The 14,305-nt window shown below is 40.4% G+C and carries 17 protein-coding genes; 14 read left to right on the forward strand and 3 right to left on the reverse strand.

What is annotated here, in order from left to right; all coding sequences use genetic code 11:
* Nucleotides 1–516: 516 nt before the first annotated feature.
* Entirely contained in the window at nucleotides 517–675 is a 159-nt protein-coding gene (locus HCK02_RS03095) for a hypothetical protein (RefSeq protein ID WP_167628673.1), read from the reverse strand.
* A gap of 153 nt (nucleotides 676–828) precedes the next feature.
* On the opposite strand from HCK02_RS03095, the gene HCK02_RS03100 reads away from it, so the two are divergent.
* From HCK02_RS03100 to HCK02_RS03110, 3 genes are read left to right on the forward strand one after another with little or no spacing between them, the layout of a single operon-like run.
* A complete protein-coding gene (locus HCK02_RS03100) occupies nucleotides 829–1,395 on the forward strand; it encodes a LemA family protein (protein ID WP_167628674.1) in 567 nt (188 codons plus the stop codon).
* 8 nt (nucleotides 1,396–1,403) lie between these two features.
* A complete protein-coding gene (locus HCK02_RS03105) occupies nucleotides 1,404–2,240 on the forward strand; it encodes a TPM domain-containing protein (RefSeq protein ID WP_246215516.1) in 837 nt (278 codons plus the stop codon).
* Nucleotides 2,241–2,288: 48 nt separating this feature from the next.
* Nucleotides 2,289–2,933 carry an MOSC domain-containing protein gene (locus HCK02_RS03110; protein ID WP_246215517.1) on the forward strand — a complete coding sequence of 215 codons (645 nt, stop codon included), beginning with the start codon at nucleotides 2,289–2,291 and terminating at the stop codon, nucleotides 2,931–2,933.
* A gap of 83 nt (nucleotides 2,934–3,016) precedes the next feature.
* On the opposite strand, the gene HCK02_RS03115 is transcribed toward HCK02_RS03110, so the two are convergent.
* A complete protein-coding gene (locus HCK02_RS03115) occupies nucleotides 3,017–3,934 on the reverse strand; it encodes a COX15/CtaA family protein (protein WP_167628676.1) in 918 nt (305 codons plus the stop codon).
* Nucleotides 3,935–4,224: 290 nt separating this feature from the next.
* Here HCK02_RS03115 and cyoE point away from each other — a divergent pair, with 290 nt between their 5' ends.
* From cyoE to HCK02_RS03160, 9 genes are all read left to right on the forward strand, one after another.
* Nucleotides 4,225–5,142: a heme o synthase gene (gene cyoE, locus HCK02_RS03120; RefSeq protein WP_167628677.1), complete on the forward strand. Its 918-nt coding sequence runs from the start codon at nucleotides 4,225–4,227 to the stop codon at nucleotides 5,140–5,142.
* 119 nt (nucleotides 5,143–5,261) lie between these two features.
* Nucleotides 5,262–6,338 (forward strand): tetratricopeptide repeat protein, encoded by a 1,077-nt coding sequence (locus tag HCK02_RS03125; protein ID WP_167628678.1) that lies wholly within the window; start codon nucleotides 5,262–5,264, stop codon nucleotides 6,336–6,338.
* Between the two features lie 153 nt (nucleotides 6,339–6,491).
* Nucleotides 6,492–7,550 carry a CAP domain-containing protein gene (locus tag HCK02_RS03130; RefSeq protein WP_167628679.1) on the forward strand — a complete coding sequence of 353 codons (1,059 nt, stop codon included), beginning with the start codon at nucleotides 6,492–6,494 and terminating at the stop codon, nucleotides 7,548–7,550.
* Between the two features lie 64 nt (nucleotides 7,551–7,614).
* Nucleotides 7,615–8,061, forward strand: a complete 447-nt coding sequence (locus tag HCK02_RS03135; protein ID WP_167628680.1) for a YlbF/YmcA family competence regulator — start codon at nucleotides 7,615–7,617, stop codon at nucleotides 8,059–8,061.
* 47 nt (nucleotides 8,062–8,108) lie between these two features.
* Nucleotides 8,109–8,390 carry a YlbG family protein gene (locus HCK02_RS03140; protein WP_167628681.1) on the forward strand — a complete coding sequence of 94 codons (282 nt, stop codon included), beginning with the start codon at nucleotides 8,109–8,111 and terminating at the stop codon, nucleotides 8,388–8,390.
* Between the two features lie 65 nt (nucleotides 8,391–8,455).
* Nucleotides 8,456–9,010 (forward strand): 16S rRNA (guanine(966)-N(2))-methyltransferase RsmD, encoded by a 555-nt coding sequence (rsmD, locus tag HCK02_RS03145; RefSeq protein WP_167628682.1) that lies wholly within the window; start codon nucleotides 8,456–8,458, stop codon nucleotides 9,008–9,010.
* 4 nt (nucleotides 9,011–9,014) lie between these two features.
* A complete protein-coding gene (gene coaD, locus HCK02_RS03150; RefSeq protein WP_167628683.1) occupies nucleotides 9,015–9,494 on the forward strand; it encodes a pantetheine-phosphate adenylyltransferase in 480 nt (159 codons plus the stop codon).
* Between the two features lie 32 nt (nucleotides 9,495–9,526).
* Entirely contained in the window at nucleotides 9,527–10,570 is a 1,044-nt protein-coding gene (locus tag HCK02_RS03155) for a SepM family pheromone-processing serine protease (protein WP_167628684.1), read from the forward strand.
* 161 nt (nucleotides 10,571–10,731) lie between these two features.
* The gene (locus HCK02_RS03160) at nucleotides 10,732–12,165 is read left to right on the forward strand and encodes a glycoside hydrolase family 55 protein (RefSeq protein WP_246215518.1); all 1,434 of its coding nucleotides are present in this window, start codon (nucleotides 10,732–10,734) and stop codon (nucleotides 12,163–12,165) included.
* Here HCK02_RS03160 and HCK02_RS03165 read toward each other — a convergent pair.
* Nucleotides 12,124–13,281: a nucleotidyltransferase gene (locus HCK02_RS03165; RefSeq protein WP_167628685.1), complete on the reverse strand. Its 1,158-nt coding sequence runs from the start codon at nucleotides 13,279–13,281 to the stop codon at nucleotides 12,124–12,126. The two genes, HCK02_RS03160 and HCK02_RS03165, sit on opposite strands and share 42 nt — an antisense overlap.
* A gap of 137 nt (nucleotides 13,282–13,418) precedes the next feature.
* On the opposite strand from HCK02_RS03165, the gene HCK02_RS03170 reads away from it, so the two are divergent.
* Both HCK02_RS03170 and rpmF read left to right on the forward strand, forming a co-directional pair.
* Nucleotides 13,419–13,955, forward strand: a complete 537-nt coding sequence (locus HCK02_RS03170) for a YceD family protein (RefSeq protein WP_167628686.1) — start codon at nucleotides 13,419–13,421, stop codon at nucleotides 13,953–13,955.
* A 69-nt stretch (nucleotides 13,956–14,024) separates the two neighbouring features.
* Nucleotides 14,025–14,198, forward strand: coding sequence for a 50S ribosomal protein L32 (gene rpmF, locus HCK02_RS03175; protein WP_167628687.1), 174 nt, complete (start codon nucleotides 14,025–14,027; stop codon nucleotides 14,196–14,198).
* Nucleotides 14,199–14,305 lie beyond the last annotated feature (107 nt).

The following is a 14,305-nucleotide window of genomic DNA, read 5'->3' on the forward strand; positions in this document are numbered from 1 at the left end:
GATATGTATCATGTACTAATGTTTTAGAGGTATGTTATTCTGAATGGTTCCAAAACACCAATTTTGAACAAGTGGCTGCTTTTAAGGTTTTAGAGCCATATTATTGATTAATTCTGAAATAAAAACTAAATGTTAATTAAAGATTAGTAGACCATCTTTCCAAGTTAAGGCTTGTGAATTAAGTTGAAGAATCTCTTCATGTTATTTTTAGCGTTGTACATCAGAAAAAGAGAAATAAGATGAAAAATGGCTGATTAAGTGTTATGTGATTCTGATTTTTAACGTAGCAGGGGTTTTTGTCGGGGAGGCTCAGAATGTGGTTGATCGCTATCAGCTTTTAAGCGCCATCTCGAATCTAATTTTTTGAAAAAGGAAACGAAGATTTATCTGGGAAAGAAACAAAGCGAGTCGTTTGCTCAAATTATCTTTTGTGAACGAGATGGTGGGAAATTTGTGGCTAGGGAAATAATTGAAACAAGATAGGAAAAAGCATTTGGCATGCGCCAAATGCTTTTTTTAGTCTTCGTAGATTTCAACTTTATCGCGTAAAGCTTTTTTTGTAAGGTTGTTTTCTTTCATATAGCGCGCAACTCTTTTGGCACTAAAATGATACTCGAACACAAAGAAAACGAAGCCAATTACGATTAGTGTAGCCAGTATGACAGCTTCTTGCATAAAATCATCCTTTCGAAACAAACTCTCTTTTTTTATTATGCTTGAAAATCACGAGAGGCGCAATTTTTTTAAACGAAAATCCTTCTGCAGGTGTAGGAAAAAAGATGTGGTTCCTGTTATAATGAAGAAACAAACTGGAAAAGGAGAGCGGTTATGAAAAATTCATGGAAGATTATTATTGGAATTGCGGTTGTGTTATTAATCATTGGCATTCCATTTGTAGCAACTTATAACTCGCTAAATAAAAAGCAAAATGAAGTGGACGCGCAGTGGGCAAATGTCGAAAGTAAGTTGCAACGGCGCTATGACTTGATTCCTAATCTTGTGAACGCTGTAAAAGGCGATATGAAACAAGAAAAAGAAGTGTTCGGAGCGATTGCGGATGCACGCTCGGCGGTTTCTAAAGCAAGTTCGCAAAATGAACAAATTAAAGCGGCTGGACAAATGGAATCTGCGGTTTCACGCTTGATCGCAACGGTGGAAAACTATCCGGAACTGAAATCGAGTGAAAATGTGACACGATTGATGGATGAGCTATCTGGAACGGAAAATCGAATTTCCGTTGAACGTGATAAATATAATGAAGTGGTCAAGTCTTATAATACGAAAGTGAAAAGCGCACCGACAAGCTTTGTTGCTGGGATGCTAGGGTTTGAAACGAAACCTTACTTCAAAGCGGTTGAAGGTGCTGACAAAGCTCCTGAAGTCAATTTTGATTGAGGCGATTTATGATGAGAAAACAAATCCCGATTTTTAGCTTGCTGCTTATACTCCTTTTGACTTTATTAATCGGTCCGGGAACGGCGTTTGCTGCAGATTTACCAAAGCCTTCGAAAGAATTTTATGTATCGGATGGAGCCGGGGTTTTGGATAGCAAAACGAAGGAAATGGTGCTTTCGGTCAATTATGCCTACCAAAAACAAAAGGAAAAACCACAAGTTGTGCTTGCAACGGTGAAAAGTTTTGGCGGGCTTTCGAAAGAAGAATATGCCAATCAGCTTTTTAATAAGTGGAAAATTGGTTCTGGTAAAGACAATAATGGCGTTTTGATTCTGCTTTCAACGAAGGAACGTGAAATTCGAATCGAAGTCGGCTATGGGCTTGAAGGTGCGATCACGGATGGAACTTCGGGTGAGATTTTAGATCATAATTTGTCGTATTTGAAAGATGACGATTTTAATCAAGGTCTCGCAAATATCTTTTCGGAAGTAGCTATTCAAGTGAATAAGGAATACGATTATCAAGATAAAACGATTTTTAAAGATTATACAAGTGAATTAGAAAAAGCACTTGAAAACAGCGAAGATAGCGGAGACGGCTTAGGGACGCCTGGAATTATTGCGATTGTGATTGGTGTCATTATTTTTGCGATTATCTTTGGTGGTGGAAATAATGGCAGACGAGGCGGTCGTGGTGGACGCGGTGGCGGCTCTGGAATGGGACCGTTTATTGGCGGTGGATTCTTTGGCGGTTCAGGCGGAAGCGGCTCTTCTGGCGGCGGTGGTTTCTCCGGATTTGGCGGCGGAGGATCTTCCGGCGGCGGTGGCGCTGGACGTGGATTTTAAGAAAAAGGATCAGCAATTGCTGGTCCTTTTTTGGAAGGAGGATGCGTGATGGGATTTGTGCTCGGCCTTGCGGTTGGAAAGCCGAAAGAAATAGATGTTGGACGAAATAAAACGATGATGTCAGGAATCGCGAAAGAACAAGTGGAAGCGGCTATGCTTCACTTTGCCGGCTTTGATGGGGATGCTTCATTTGATTTGAAGCACCACGGCGGGCTAGACCGGTCGGTTTCTATTTTCCCAAGTGAACATTATTCGTATTTTGAAGAGAAGTTTAATTGGATTCTTTCTCCAGGCACATTTGGCGAGAATTTAACGGTTTCAGGGATGCTTGAACAAGATGTTGCGATTGGGGATGTTTTTCAAGTGGGGGAAGTGTTGATTCAAGTTTCGGAAGCTAGAAATCCTTGTGCGACAATCGGGAAGTATCAATTGCTGCCAGAGCTTTTTCAAGAGGTCCGCAAAACAAGTCGGACAGGCTTTTTATGTCGAACGATCTCGGAAGGGAGAATTCAAAAGGGAGACGAAATAGTACGTGTGAAGCGAGAAGCGGAGCCCATTTCTGTTGCTTTTTGTCATGAAAAAGTCTTACACCGGATGGGCACGCGGGAAGAATTGGAACGGATTAGCCAAATTGAACCGCTTGCTACGCGCTACCGGGATGAGGTGCTTGGAAAGCTTAAGAAAATGAGATGAAAAAAGAGCCGCTCGGAAGAGCGGCTCTTGGCGTGTTTTTGCGTTTAATTGACTAGGGGAAATTCGGACAGCAAAAGCCTAATTTAGCGGATTCGTAGTCGATTTTTCTTGCTTCTTGCCCCAAGCATGCAAAGGTAACAAAATAGCGCAAACAAAATGGTAATAATTAAGCTGTGGAACAAGGCTACGTAAAGGTTAACGCCTGTGTAAACTGAAAGAATACCGGTTACAGCTTGAATCGCAACAAGGATAATGGCAAGAACCATGCCGTAAGTTAGTACGCGATAATGTCTGTAATCACGGAAAACGAGCCAAGTCACATATAAAATCCAAACAACGAGTATTATAGCCACGATTCGGTGGAAATATTGGACATAATCTTGTACGTTTTCAGGCCAGACAAAGCGGCCGTTTTCAAAGGGCCAAACTGGAACTGCGAGGCTGGCTTTTTCGTGCCGCACGAGTGCTCCTGTATAAACGGCTAGATATGTATAGATGGTCAAAAAGTAAATATTGAGTCGAAGTTTTGTTCCCATCACGAGATTTCGGGCATCAAATTTACGATCGACTTCAAAGATAAGCAGTGCGAGTAAAACGATGCTTGAATAGCAAATGATGGAGATACCGAAATGAAGCGCCATGATATAAGGGTTTTGCCCCCAAATAACTGCTGCAGCTCCCATGAATGCTTGAAGAATTAAAAAAACAACAGAAATAATAGCAAGTGGTTTTGTTTCTCTGCGATCTTTGATTTTGATCCACGCACAAATCGCAAGTACGACAACGAAAATGGAACCAAGTCCTGTCGTCATTCGGTGTGCCACTTCAATGAGTTTTTCAGGTGTGACGTCTGTTAGGTGGACGAGTTGCCCGTTACAAAGCGGCCAAGAATTTCCACAGCCGTCTGCTGATCCAGTTTTTGTGACCAGCGCTCCTCCGAAAACGACGAAAGTCATTGCCAGAATGGTGAGAACGGACCAGACTTTTAAAAATTTATTCATGTTCCCCTATCTCTCCTTTAGATGAATCTTAAAACGATTTTCTTAATTTTAGCTACCTTCGTTCATTTTAGCTTGTTTTAATGGATAAGTAAAGGAATCCTTTGTTACTGCGGTTTTCACAAAGTTGTAAGGTTTGTTTGTACGGTTTTTCACAAACATTCTGACTCTAGAAATGTTTTAAATAAAAGGATTTTTCGCGATGTGTGAAGACTATTTGGTTGACAAACCGTGTGCTTTTTTCACATAATGATAAGAGAACAATGCGGCAATTTATTTAAGGGGGAGAAGTTTTGAGCAGAATCGAAAATACTGGCGAATGGCAGAAAAGGGATGCAGTCAGTAAATTTAATGTGCGCGATTTTACGGAACTAATAAAAGTAGGAATCGTAAATTCAAATACAATTACAGCTTTCACTGGTATGTGGTTAGCTTTTCAATTAAATGGTATTTCTTTTATGCAGAACTTGGATGTTATCTTTTTTACGATTGCAGGTTCTGCCCTTATTGTGGGGGCATCAGGAGCGTTCAACAACGTAATTGATCGCGATATCGATGGCAAAATGGAGCGAACGAAAAATCGCCCTACAATGACAGGGAAAATTTCCGTGGGAAAAGCTCTTCTTGTAGCCGCTTTACTATTATTAATCGGTACAGGCATGTTATTTATGACCACTTGGCAAGCAGGTGTGCTTGGGCTTTCAGGTGTTTTTCTTTATGTTGTGGTTTATTCGATGTATGCGAAACGGAAACTTGTGAGTAATACAGTGATTGGTAGCTTTTCAGGAGCTGTACCACCGCTAATCGGTTGGTTTGCTGTTGATCCTCATTTTAGTTTAATCCCGGTTATGCTCTTTTTAGTGATGTTTGCTTGGCAACCACCGCATTTTTATGCAATTGCAATCAGACGTGCTGAGGAATATCGAGCAGCTGGTATCCCGATGCTTCCTGTCGTGAAAGGATTTAACCGTACAAAAGGAAGTATGCTTTTCTGGGTATTGGTGCTTTCTGTTCTTCCATTTTTCATGACAGAACTAAGCTTTGTTTATGTAAGTTTAGCAACGATTTTAAACGTGGGCTGGCTTGTGCTTAGTTTGTATGGTTTCAAAATGAAAGACGACTTAAAATGGGCACAGTGGATGTTTATCTATTCGCTTAATTACATGACGATTTTGTTTGTTTCCATGATTGTTATTTCCATTTTTCTTTAATGCAAGTGAGCCTCAGAACGAGGCTCACTTTTTTCTTTAAAAAATCTTGAAGTTTTCCTCATCAAATTCTTTTTTTCAACTGGTATAGTGGGAATAGAAAGGATGCCGAGGTGGTACTTATGAAAATCGCAAGTTTTGAAAGAATGAAGCAACTTGTTGAAAATGGTAAATACGCCGATGCCGAAATGGAAAGTCGTAATATGATTACAGAAAACCCATCGCACTTTGCTGGTTATCTTTGTCTCGCCTATCTTAACTTTGCTGAAGAAAATGTCAGTGAAGCGGCGCGCAACCTTGAACAAGCTCTTTTATACAACCAAAATATCGTGGAAAGTTATCAACTTGGCGTGAAAATTTACGACAAGCTAGAGGAAAGTGAGCGCGTCGTCGAATTAGCTCGTTTCGGTCTTACACTTGACTATGAAGAAGGAGAGTTCTATGCTGCTCTTGCCAAACATTACACAAATGATGTGAAAGAAAAAGCAGCTCTCTATGAAACGGCGCTTGCTTATTCGCCGGAACGTTTAGATTTTATGGGTAGTTTAGCTTACTACTTGTTCCAAATGGATAAAACAAGTAAACGAGTGCTTGCTTTGCAAAATACTGCTCTTACAATAGATCCGCTATTTGAACCGAATTTAGTTTATTTTGCAAAAATCTGTTATGCCCGTGGAGATTTTGAAGCAGCACGTGAGTTTACACGTAAATTATGCATGATTCAGCCGGATAATGCAGAGTATAAATCTCTTTATAATCAAGCGTGGGCAACTAAGAATCCATTTTGGTCGCTTTACGAACGTGTGAGATTATTTGGAAAAAGGATTTCTCTTACGCAGCGAGTCATTTTGATTAGTGGATACATATTACTTTTTGTTCTTTTAACGGAACTGATTGGTTATGTAGCTGTTTTAATGTGGATCCTGCCACTTCTCGTTGTGGTGATTGCTATTTTGTCGCAGACTGAACGCAAAGAACAACTAACAAGACAAGACCGAAAAAATAGGTATCTGCGTTTACCACTCGCGATTATTCTGCTGATGTTACTTGCTTTTCCAGCAGGTGTTCGAACAGTTTCGACGCTTGCAGATTGGGTAACTCCAGATAAACTTAAAAAAGAGTATCCGATTACTGAACCTTTTGAAAAACAAACGGATCCATTTACGCAAAAAGATTTTCCTTTAAAACTTCAGAAATAAATTTAGGCAGAAATTCTTGGAAAAGTAGTTAATTCTAAGTTTCTGCCTTTTGTTTGCGAATAAAATCGTAAGGAATAAAGCAAGCTTGGTAGCTTTTCATGAAAAAAAACGCTACAATTGGAAACAGGAAACAAGCCAAGAGGAGGGCAAAATTTGAAATTTGTACTAAGAGTATTGGTGCTACTCGTGATTTGCCTTTTTATCGGTTACAATACAGATTTATTTTTTGAAAAAACGGCAGAAAAAAATGAAGCACACGATAAAGTAGAACAGAAGAATATGCCAACAGAGGCAAAGAAAGCAAATGAAACAAGCGAGCAGTTACCTGCAGATGATGAAAGCTTGGGCACATTTATTAATCAAGACTTTTCAAAAGTGAAAGAAAAATTCGGGGATCCGATTCGAATTGATAAAACGCCTTATGGGTATGATAACTATGTGTACAACCAGCCTAATACGAGCTATATGATTGTTGGTGTACGCGACCATAAAGTGCAAACCATCTATGCACTCGGACAAGACTTGAATTTAAAGCCATATCAAATTGGAATGTCTGTAGAAAAGGTGTTCACAAATGCTAAGCTCCAATCTGAGATTGCTTTCTATTATGAAAATAATTTTTACCGGTTTGAGCTTTCAGAAAATGATTTAAACATGCGCCCTGTTGTGAGTCTCGGAAGCGGCGTTTATGTACAGCTTAATTTCGATAAAATAAAGGGTAAATTAACAAGTGTGCGCTATTTGAATAAACTTTCCTTTATCAAGATGCACCCTTATGAACTGAATTATCAAGGACAAATTTATAAAGAAAATGTTTCAGATGATTTATGGAATCAAGTGGACAAAGCAGCAGATTTAGAGGTTCTTGAAATTACGAACGTACTTCGAGAGCGCTACGGCGCAGAACCGGTCGCAGATGAGCAAAACGTTGCGAAAGTTGCTTATGGACACAGTGTGGATATGGCAGAAAACAAATATTTTAGTCACGATTCGCCTACTTATGGTTCACTAGGTGATCGGCTGAAAGAAGGGAATGTCGTCTACACGAAAGCAGGAGAAAATATTGCCTATAATTATATCGATGCGGCTGCGACTGTTGAAGGTTGGCTAAATTCACCAGGTCATCGTAAAAACTTGCTAGAGAAAACGTATACGTATATGGGATCTGGGACATTCCGCAAGTACTACACACAAAATTTTGTTACAAAATAAAGGACGCTTACGTTAGTTCATGCTATAATGAGTAGGTACAAGCGAAAAGTTTGGAGGGATCGGTTTGTTTGCAACGATGGAGAGTTTGGCGCTACTTGATTTATCAGATGAATTGTCTGCCATGATTCTCAGTTCAGAAGAAGCGAATAACTATCTGAAAAAGAAACAAATGCTGCAAAATCCAGAAACACAAGCGAAGATCCAGGCATTTGCAAAGATTAAAGAGGCTTACGAAGAGGTGGAACGCTTCGGCAGATATCACCCTGATTATAAAGAAGTAACTCGAAAAACTCGTGCTTTAAAACGAGAACTCGATATGGATGAAGGCATCGCGGATTTTCGCCGAGCAGAGACAGATTTACAGAATTTGCTTGATGAAATCAGTCTTTTACTAGCGGGAGCTGTCTCATCCAATATCAAAGTGCCAACTGGGAACCCGTTTTTCGAGCAAAAGTCAGCCTGTTCATCGGGTGGATGCGGAAGTGGCGGAAGCTGCGGCTGTTCGGCATGATGACTTTCAATACAGAGGCTTAAAGCTGGTAAAGGGGATAAATAACAATGGAAAATGATAGACAAGCTGTTGTGGTTTGGTTAAATCATTTGAAGCAAGTCAGATCACTAAAACGGTTTGGCAATGTACATTATGTTTCGCGAAAACTAAAATATGCCGTACTATATTGCGATATGTGTGATATTGAAGAAGTTTCTGCGAAGCTGTCGCGCTTTAATTATGTGAAACGCGTTGAACCTTCTTTCAGGCCATTTCTGAAAACAGAATATGAGTCGAAAAAAGAGAATATGCATGATCATAGAAGTGATGATGTTCAAATCACGATTTAAGATTAAGATGAGGCAGTGCTGTTTTAAACAGCGCTGCCTTCCGTTCATCTAGGAGGAGATAAATTTTGAGAGTTATTGCTGGTTCGAGAAAGGGACATCGCCTAAAAGCAGTTCCGGGAGCAAATACTAGGCCTACAACAGATAAAATAAAAGAAGCGCTATTTTCAATTATTGGCCCATTTTTTGACGGAGAAAAGGCACTTGATTTATTTGCTGGAAGCGGAGGGCTTGGAATTGAAGCACTGAGTCGAGGTGCTTCAAGCTGCGTGTTCATTGATCAAGCAGGTGCCGCGATTAAAACGATCAAAGAAAATGTTCAAGCCTGCCACTTTGAAAAAGAAGCACAAATTTTTCGAAACGATGCACATAAAGCTTTAAAATTACTTCAAAAAAGTGAACAAAGCTTTGATTTAGTTTTTCTAGATCCGCCGTATAAGAAACAACAATTAGAAAAGTTACTTTTGGAACTTTGTGAGCTCGAGCTGCTTCAAAAGGGGGCGCTCATTGTATGCGAACACGATAAAGAAGCGGAACTACCCGATGAGATTCCACAATTTCAAAAAATAAAAACGGCCGAATACGGAATCACTATCTTATCAATTTATGAGTTTGGAGTGTGAAGACATGGAAGAGAGAATAGCTGTTTACCCAGGTACTTTTGACCCGATCACAAACGGACACTTGAATATTATTGAACGAGCTGCCCGAAACTTTGACGTCCTCTATGTGACAGTGCTCAAAAATTCGAGCAAGAAACCGCTGTTTGACTTGGAGGAACGCATGCGGCTAATAGCCGAATCAACCGTACATGTTCCGAATGTCCGCGTGGAAAGTTCGGCTGGCCTTTTAGTTGACTATGCGAAAGAAAAATCCGCACATGCGGTTATTCGAGGATTGCGTGCTGTGAGCGATTTTGAATACGAGCTTCAAATTGCCGCGATGAACAACAAGCTCGACCCAGAATTGGAAACTTTTTTCATGATGACAAATCCGAGTTATTCCTTCTTGAGTTCAAGTATTGTTCGCGAAGTGGCTAGCTACGGGAGAAGTGTTGACGAATTAGTTCCGAAGCCTGTCAGTCTAGCGCTAAAAGCTAAATTTTAATTGGAATTGCAGATAAGGGGTTGTTTCTAGAAATGCGTAAACAGTGGAAAAAGTTATTAGTTATTGCGATACTACTCATTGTTATTGTGGGATTTTTCATCCCGGTGCCTTATTATATTACGAAACCAGGATCAGCGGAGGAACTTGAACCGCTTGTGCGAGTTTCGGGGCATGCGAGTAAGTCGAAGGGATCACTAAGCCTTGTGACCATCGCAATGGCAGAAGCTAATATTTATACATATGGGCTTGCCAAACTACTTCCTTATCATGAACTTGAAAAAGAAAGTGATGTTCGTTTGGATAATGAAACGAATGAAGAGTATAACGTTAGACAGATGTATATGATGAATGAATCAAAAAACAATGCGATTCAAATTGCATATAAAGCAGCTGGACAAGACGTGAAAATCAAGTATGATGGCATTTATGTAATGAGTGTATTGGATGATGTTCCGGCGGCTAAGTACCTTCATGCAGGAGACCTTGTGACTAAAATTGATGGCAAAGCATTTAAATCAAGCAATGAATTTATTTCCTACGTAAAAGGCAAGAAACCAGGGGATAAGGTCAACGTTGAATTTGTTCACAATAAAAAGAAAAAACAAGCTGATATTGAACTAACTAAAATTGATAAAAAAGGAACGACTGGGATTGGGATTACGCTTGTCGATGACGAAAAAAATGAGACATCGCCAAAAGTAGAAATTGATTCTGAAAAAATTGGCGGTCCGTCTGCAGGCTTGATGTTCAGCTTAGAAATTTATTCGCGCTTCCAAAAAGAAGACATAACGGCTGGTAAGAAAATTGCAGGAACTGGGACGATTAGTCCAGATGGAGAAGTGGGCCGGATTGGCGGAATCGATCAGAAAGTAGTGGCTGCTGATAAAGAAGGCGCTGCGATCTTTTTTGCACCAAATGATGAACTGACGAAAGAGATGAAGAAAAACAATGCAGGAATTAAATCCAATTACCAAGAAGCTAAAGAAACGGCGAAGGAAATTGACACTAAGATGAAAATTGTTCCTGTGAAAACTTTCCAAGATGCCGTTGATTATTTGAAAAAGCTACAAAAGTAAATGAGTGATGAGAAACCGCTGTAGAAATCGCGACTTAGGTTCTTAAAGGTTTGAATGAATTTCAACTTTTAAAGAAGCTTCGGAACTATTTCAGGCGGTTTCTTTTTTTGAAAGAGGGAAAGAAAGAATAAAAGAGCTTTGCTGAGAATGGAGGGATTCAATTGAAACTTAAAGTTCGAAATCAAGCCAGAATCAGCGCTTATTTTCCAGCCTATAGAAGCTCTAATGGGCTTGATGAAGGAATTCGAATGACTGAGACTTTATTTCAAAAATGGCAAGAGAGTGAAGTTAGTAAAGAACTAAATAAGCAACGAAAATGGTCACTATCTCCACTTGTTGCACGGACTCAAACAACTGGATTTAGTCGACCAGCTGCGATTGAAAAACGACCGCTTCTTGAAGTAGACTGGCAGCCGCTACTTTTTGCTGAATTAGGAACATTGAAAGATGAAGCCAAGGAAGTCTCTGTGCTAGACTACGGAGCAGACCCTGAAGGGAAAGTAGATTCCACACGGGCATTTAAGCAAGCGATGCGCCGGGGTGGGCGAACTGTTCATGTGCCAAAAGGGACATTTTTAATTTCTGGGCTAAAAGTTCCCTCGAATACAGCCATTATTGGGGCAGGAGAGACAGAAACACTGCTTTTATTAAAAAAAGAAACCCCGAAAAAGCGACAAGGCGTTCGAAATCGGAATCTTTTTGCTGGAAATAAACGAATTCGGCTAGAGGGCTTTACCTTAAACTGGGATGCCTCGCGTTTTGATGAAAGTGAGCCTAGCTCTTCGGGCGGGATTAACTCGAGTGGCATCACACTTGCTCATGTTCAATTTGCGCTTGTTCGAAATGTAAAAGTTATAGATCCCGGCTTGCACGGGGTGGATGTTACAAGTGCATTCTATAGTTACAAGGGAGACGGAACAACTTCAAGATTCCGCAGTGCCTATATCTGGATTGATCATGTTGAAGCGTCAGGGTTTGGTGATGATGGCATCACAACACATCACAGTGATTATATTTATATTTCGCATTGTTTTTTGCATGATCCAAGTGGCAGGACCCATGAAAAAGGCTTCTCGAATTCGAATGGGATCGAAGTAGATGACGGATCTAGGCATGTAGTGTTACACAATAACGCCACCGAAAATTGTTTCGGTGGCGTGGAAATCAAGGCGCATGAGACAAGCTCTGCCGCTTTTGATACTCAAATTATTGGTCATATTTCTTCTTCGGATAATCGTTCCTATAACTTTCGCCATATTGGTCACCATAAAGGCGAAGACGCTGAAAGTCAAACGGCAAGTGGCATTCGTGCAAGCTTTTTAATTGCAGAGACGCCCACATGGACGCCGCTTTATCGGGATAGTGAACCACGCGCGTTAGTTGTTTCAGCTTATAATAAGGTCAGCATTACGCAATTTCTCACGGTTGATGAAAAGGATGTTCCAATACTCGCTATCCAGTACCGCGCAAGGCAAGTTGCGCTCGATAAAGTTTACTTCAAAGGAAAGGAACCGGAAGTTCGACTGGGCAAGGAAACGCGCGACATTAACGTATCAGAAATAAAGCAGTGGCCGGGCACTGAATTCAGCGTTTAATTGTGCTGAATTCCCTTCTAGTAAATGGTAAAGTCTTGATGCTTGGACGTCATATTGAATGAGCTCCTGACTAACTTTTGAAGGTGTGGAAACGAGCGGAAGCGCCAGTTCTTTTTTGATAGTGGAAAGGTATGCTTGCCCTTGTTTTGTCATCCCTAGCAGGCGGAGATAATTTTCAGGTTGATCCTTTTTTTGAAATTGCAATAGAATCTGCATAGCTGTTCGGCGAATGCGCGCTGCACTGTAACGCTTTGTGACGGTCGCACGCAAGAAATTTTCTGCTGTTTCTTCCAAAGCTGCGCGTCGCAAGCGATTTTCGATGCCTTCTGTCACGCTGTTGATCGTCGTGAGAGATTCGTTTCGATCGCTTAAAAGGCGGTAGCGCAAATAAGGATAGGTGCTTGAAAAAGATAACAGCGGAGCCTGATAGTCTTCTAGCGAAGCATAAACAAAGTCAGGAACCTTCTTTTTGATGGCAGGAAGGCTATTCTCAAGTAGAAGCTTGCGGAGCGCCGTGGCACTGGCAAAATCATTTGAATTGGCCTCTGTTGAATGATAATCATTGGTTCGCTTAAGTGAATAAAGCTCAAGATCTGCTTTTTGTTTTTCGTTTGCGAGTGCGTAATGCAGACCAAGAATATTGTTGGGCTTTGTGACATCTAGCTCGTTCGTGAAGGAAGCAAGGGTTTCCGTGTAAGCTTCCCCATAACTTAATTTTTTTTCTGCCAAAGTCTGTCTTAACTTTTCTTCAAATAGGGAACTAGATGCTAGTTTAGCGGTGGTGCGAAATTGTGCGGCATCCCCGTTTTCGCTTCCAAAAAAAAGTGCATCCGTTTTTAAATCTTTAAGCAATTGAATGGCTGCTGATGCAAAGATATCTGCTTGCTGGACAGCAAACCGAACGGGCAATTCGAAAACAAGATCACAGCCAGCCTCAAGCGCCCATTTTGTGCGCAATTCTTTTGAGACAATGGCTGGTTCACCTCTTTGGACAAAAGAGCCGCTCATGATGGCAATCACGATATCTGCTTTCGTTTGCTTTCTTGCTTCTTGTAAGTGATATAAATGTCCATTATGAAGCGGGTTATATTCAACAATAATTCCTGTAGCACGCAAATTTTCTCACCTCGTTTACTTTTTTGCTTCCCTAAGCATATCATCTTGCGGAAATCCTGCCAAGAAACCGGAAAAAACATTGACAAAACCCTTTGAAAAAGCTATAATAGCTTTTGTTGCGCTTGGAGTGATGAATGATGAAATGGTCATTAAGTCAATTAAAAAAATACCGTAACGAACCTTTTAAAATCAATGAACAAATTGATTTAGCTGAATACTTGAAAGCAAATAATCAAGATGTGCGAGGGGCTTCTCCTGTAACGGTTCAAGGCGAACTCGAAATGCAGGGAAACGATGTAGTCGCAAACTTAAACATTAGCGGATCGCTTGTGCTTCCGTGTGCAAGAACGCTTGTGGATGTTGTTTGGGCATACGATATTCATTCGATTGAAACCTTCGTCCCGTCGAAAGAAGATCTTCAAGATGAATCTTTCCATTTAATGGAAAAAGATACGGTGGATTTGACACCTGTCGTTGAAGAACTTTTACTGGTTGAAATTCCCATGCAAGTGTTTAGTGATGAAGTACCAGGAAGTGAAGAACTTCCAAAAGGGCAAGATTGGGAGCTCCAAACAGAAGATGAATTTCTTCATGAAGAAGCTCTTAAAAAGCCAAAAGTGGATCCTCGTCTTGCGGGACTGGCCGATTTTTTTGATGAAAAAAAAGACGATTAGTACCGATCAAGCTGGAATAAATTTTAAGGAAATCCTTAAAACTCAAATTCGCTAAGGAGGTGTATAGAAATGGCAGTACCTGCTAGAAGAACTTCAAAGACTAAAAAACGTAAACGTCGCACACATTTCAAATTACAAGTTCCAGGCATGAATGAATGCTCGAACTGTGGAGAAATGAAACTTTCTCACCGCGTATGTCCTGAATGTGGACATTATGATGGTAAAGAAGTAGTGAACGGCTAATTAAACCGTTTATAAACAAGTGATACGTACACTTGTAAATTCATAAAAGCACGACAAGATACCATGGATCTTGTCGTGCTTTTATTTTTGGACATTTTCGCTTAAAA

The organism is Listeria valentina (assembly GCF_011800755.1).
Classification (GTDB): Bacteria; Bacillota; Bacilli; order Lactobacillales; family Listeriaceae; genus Listeria; species Listeria valentina.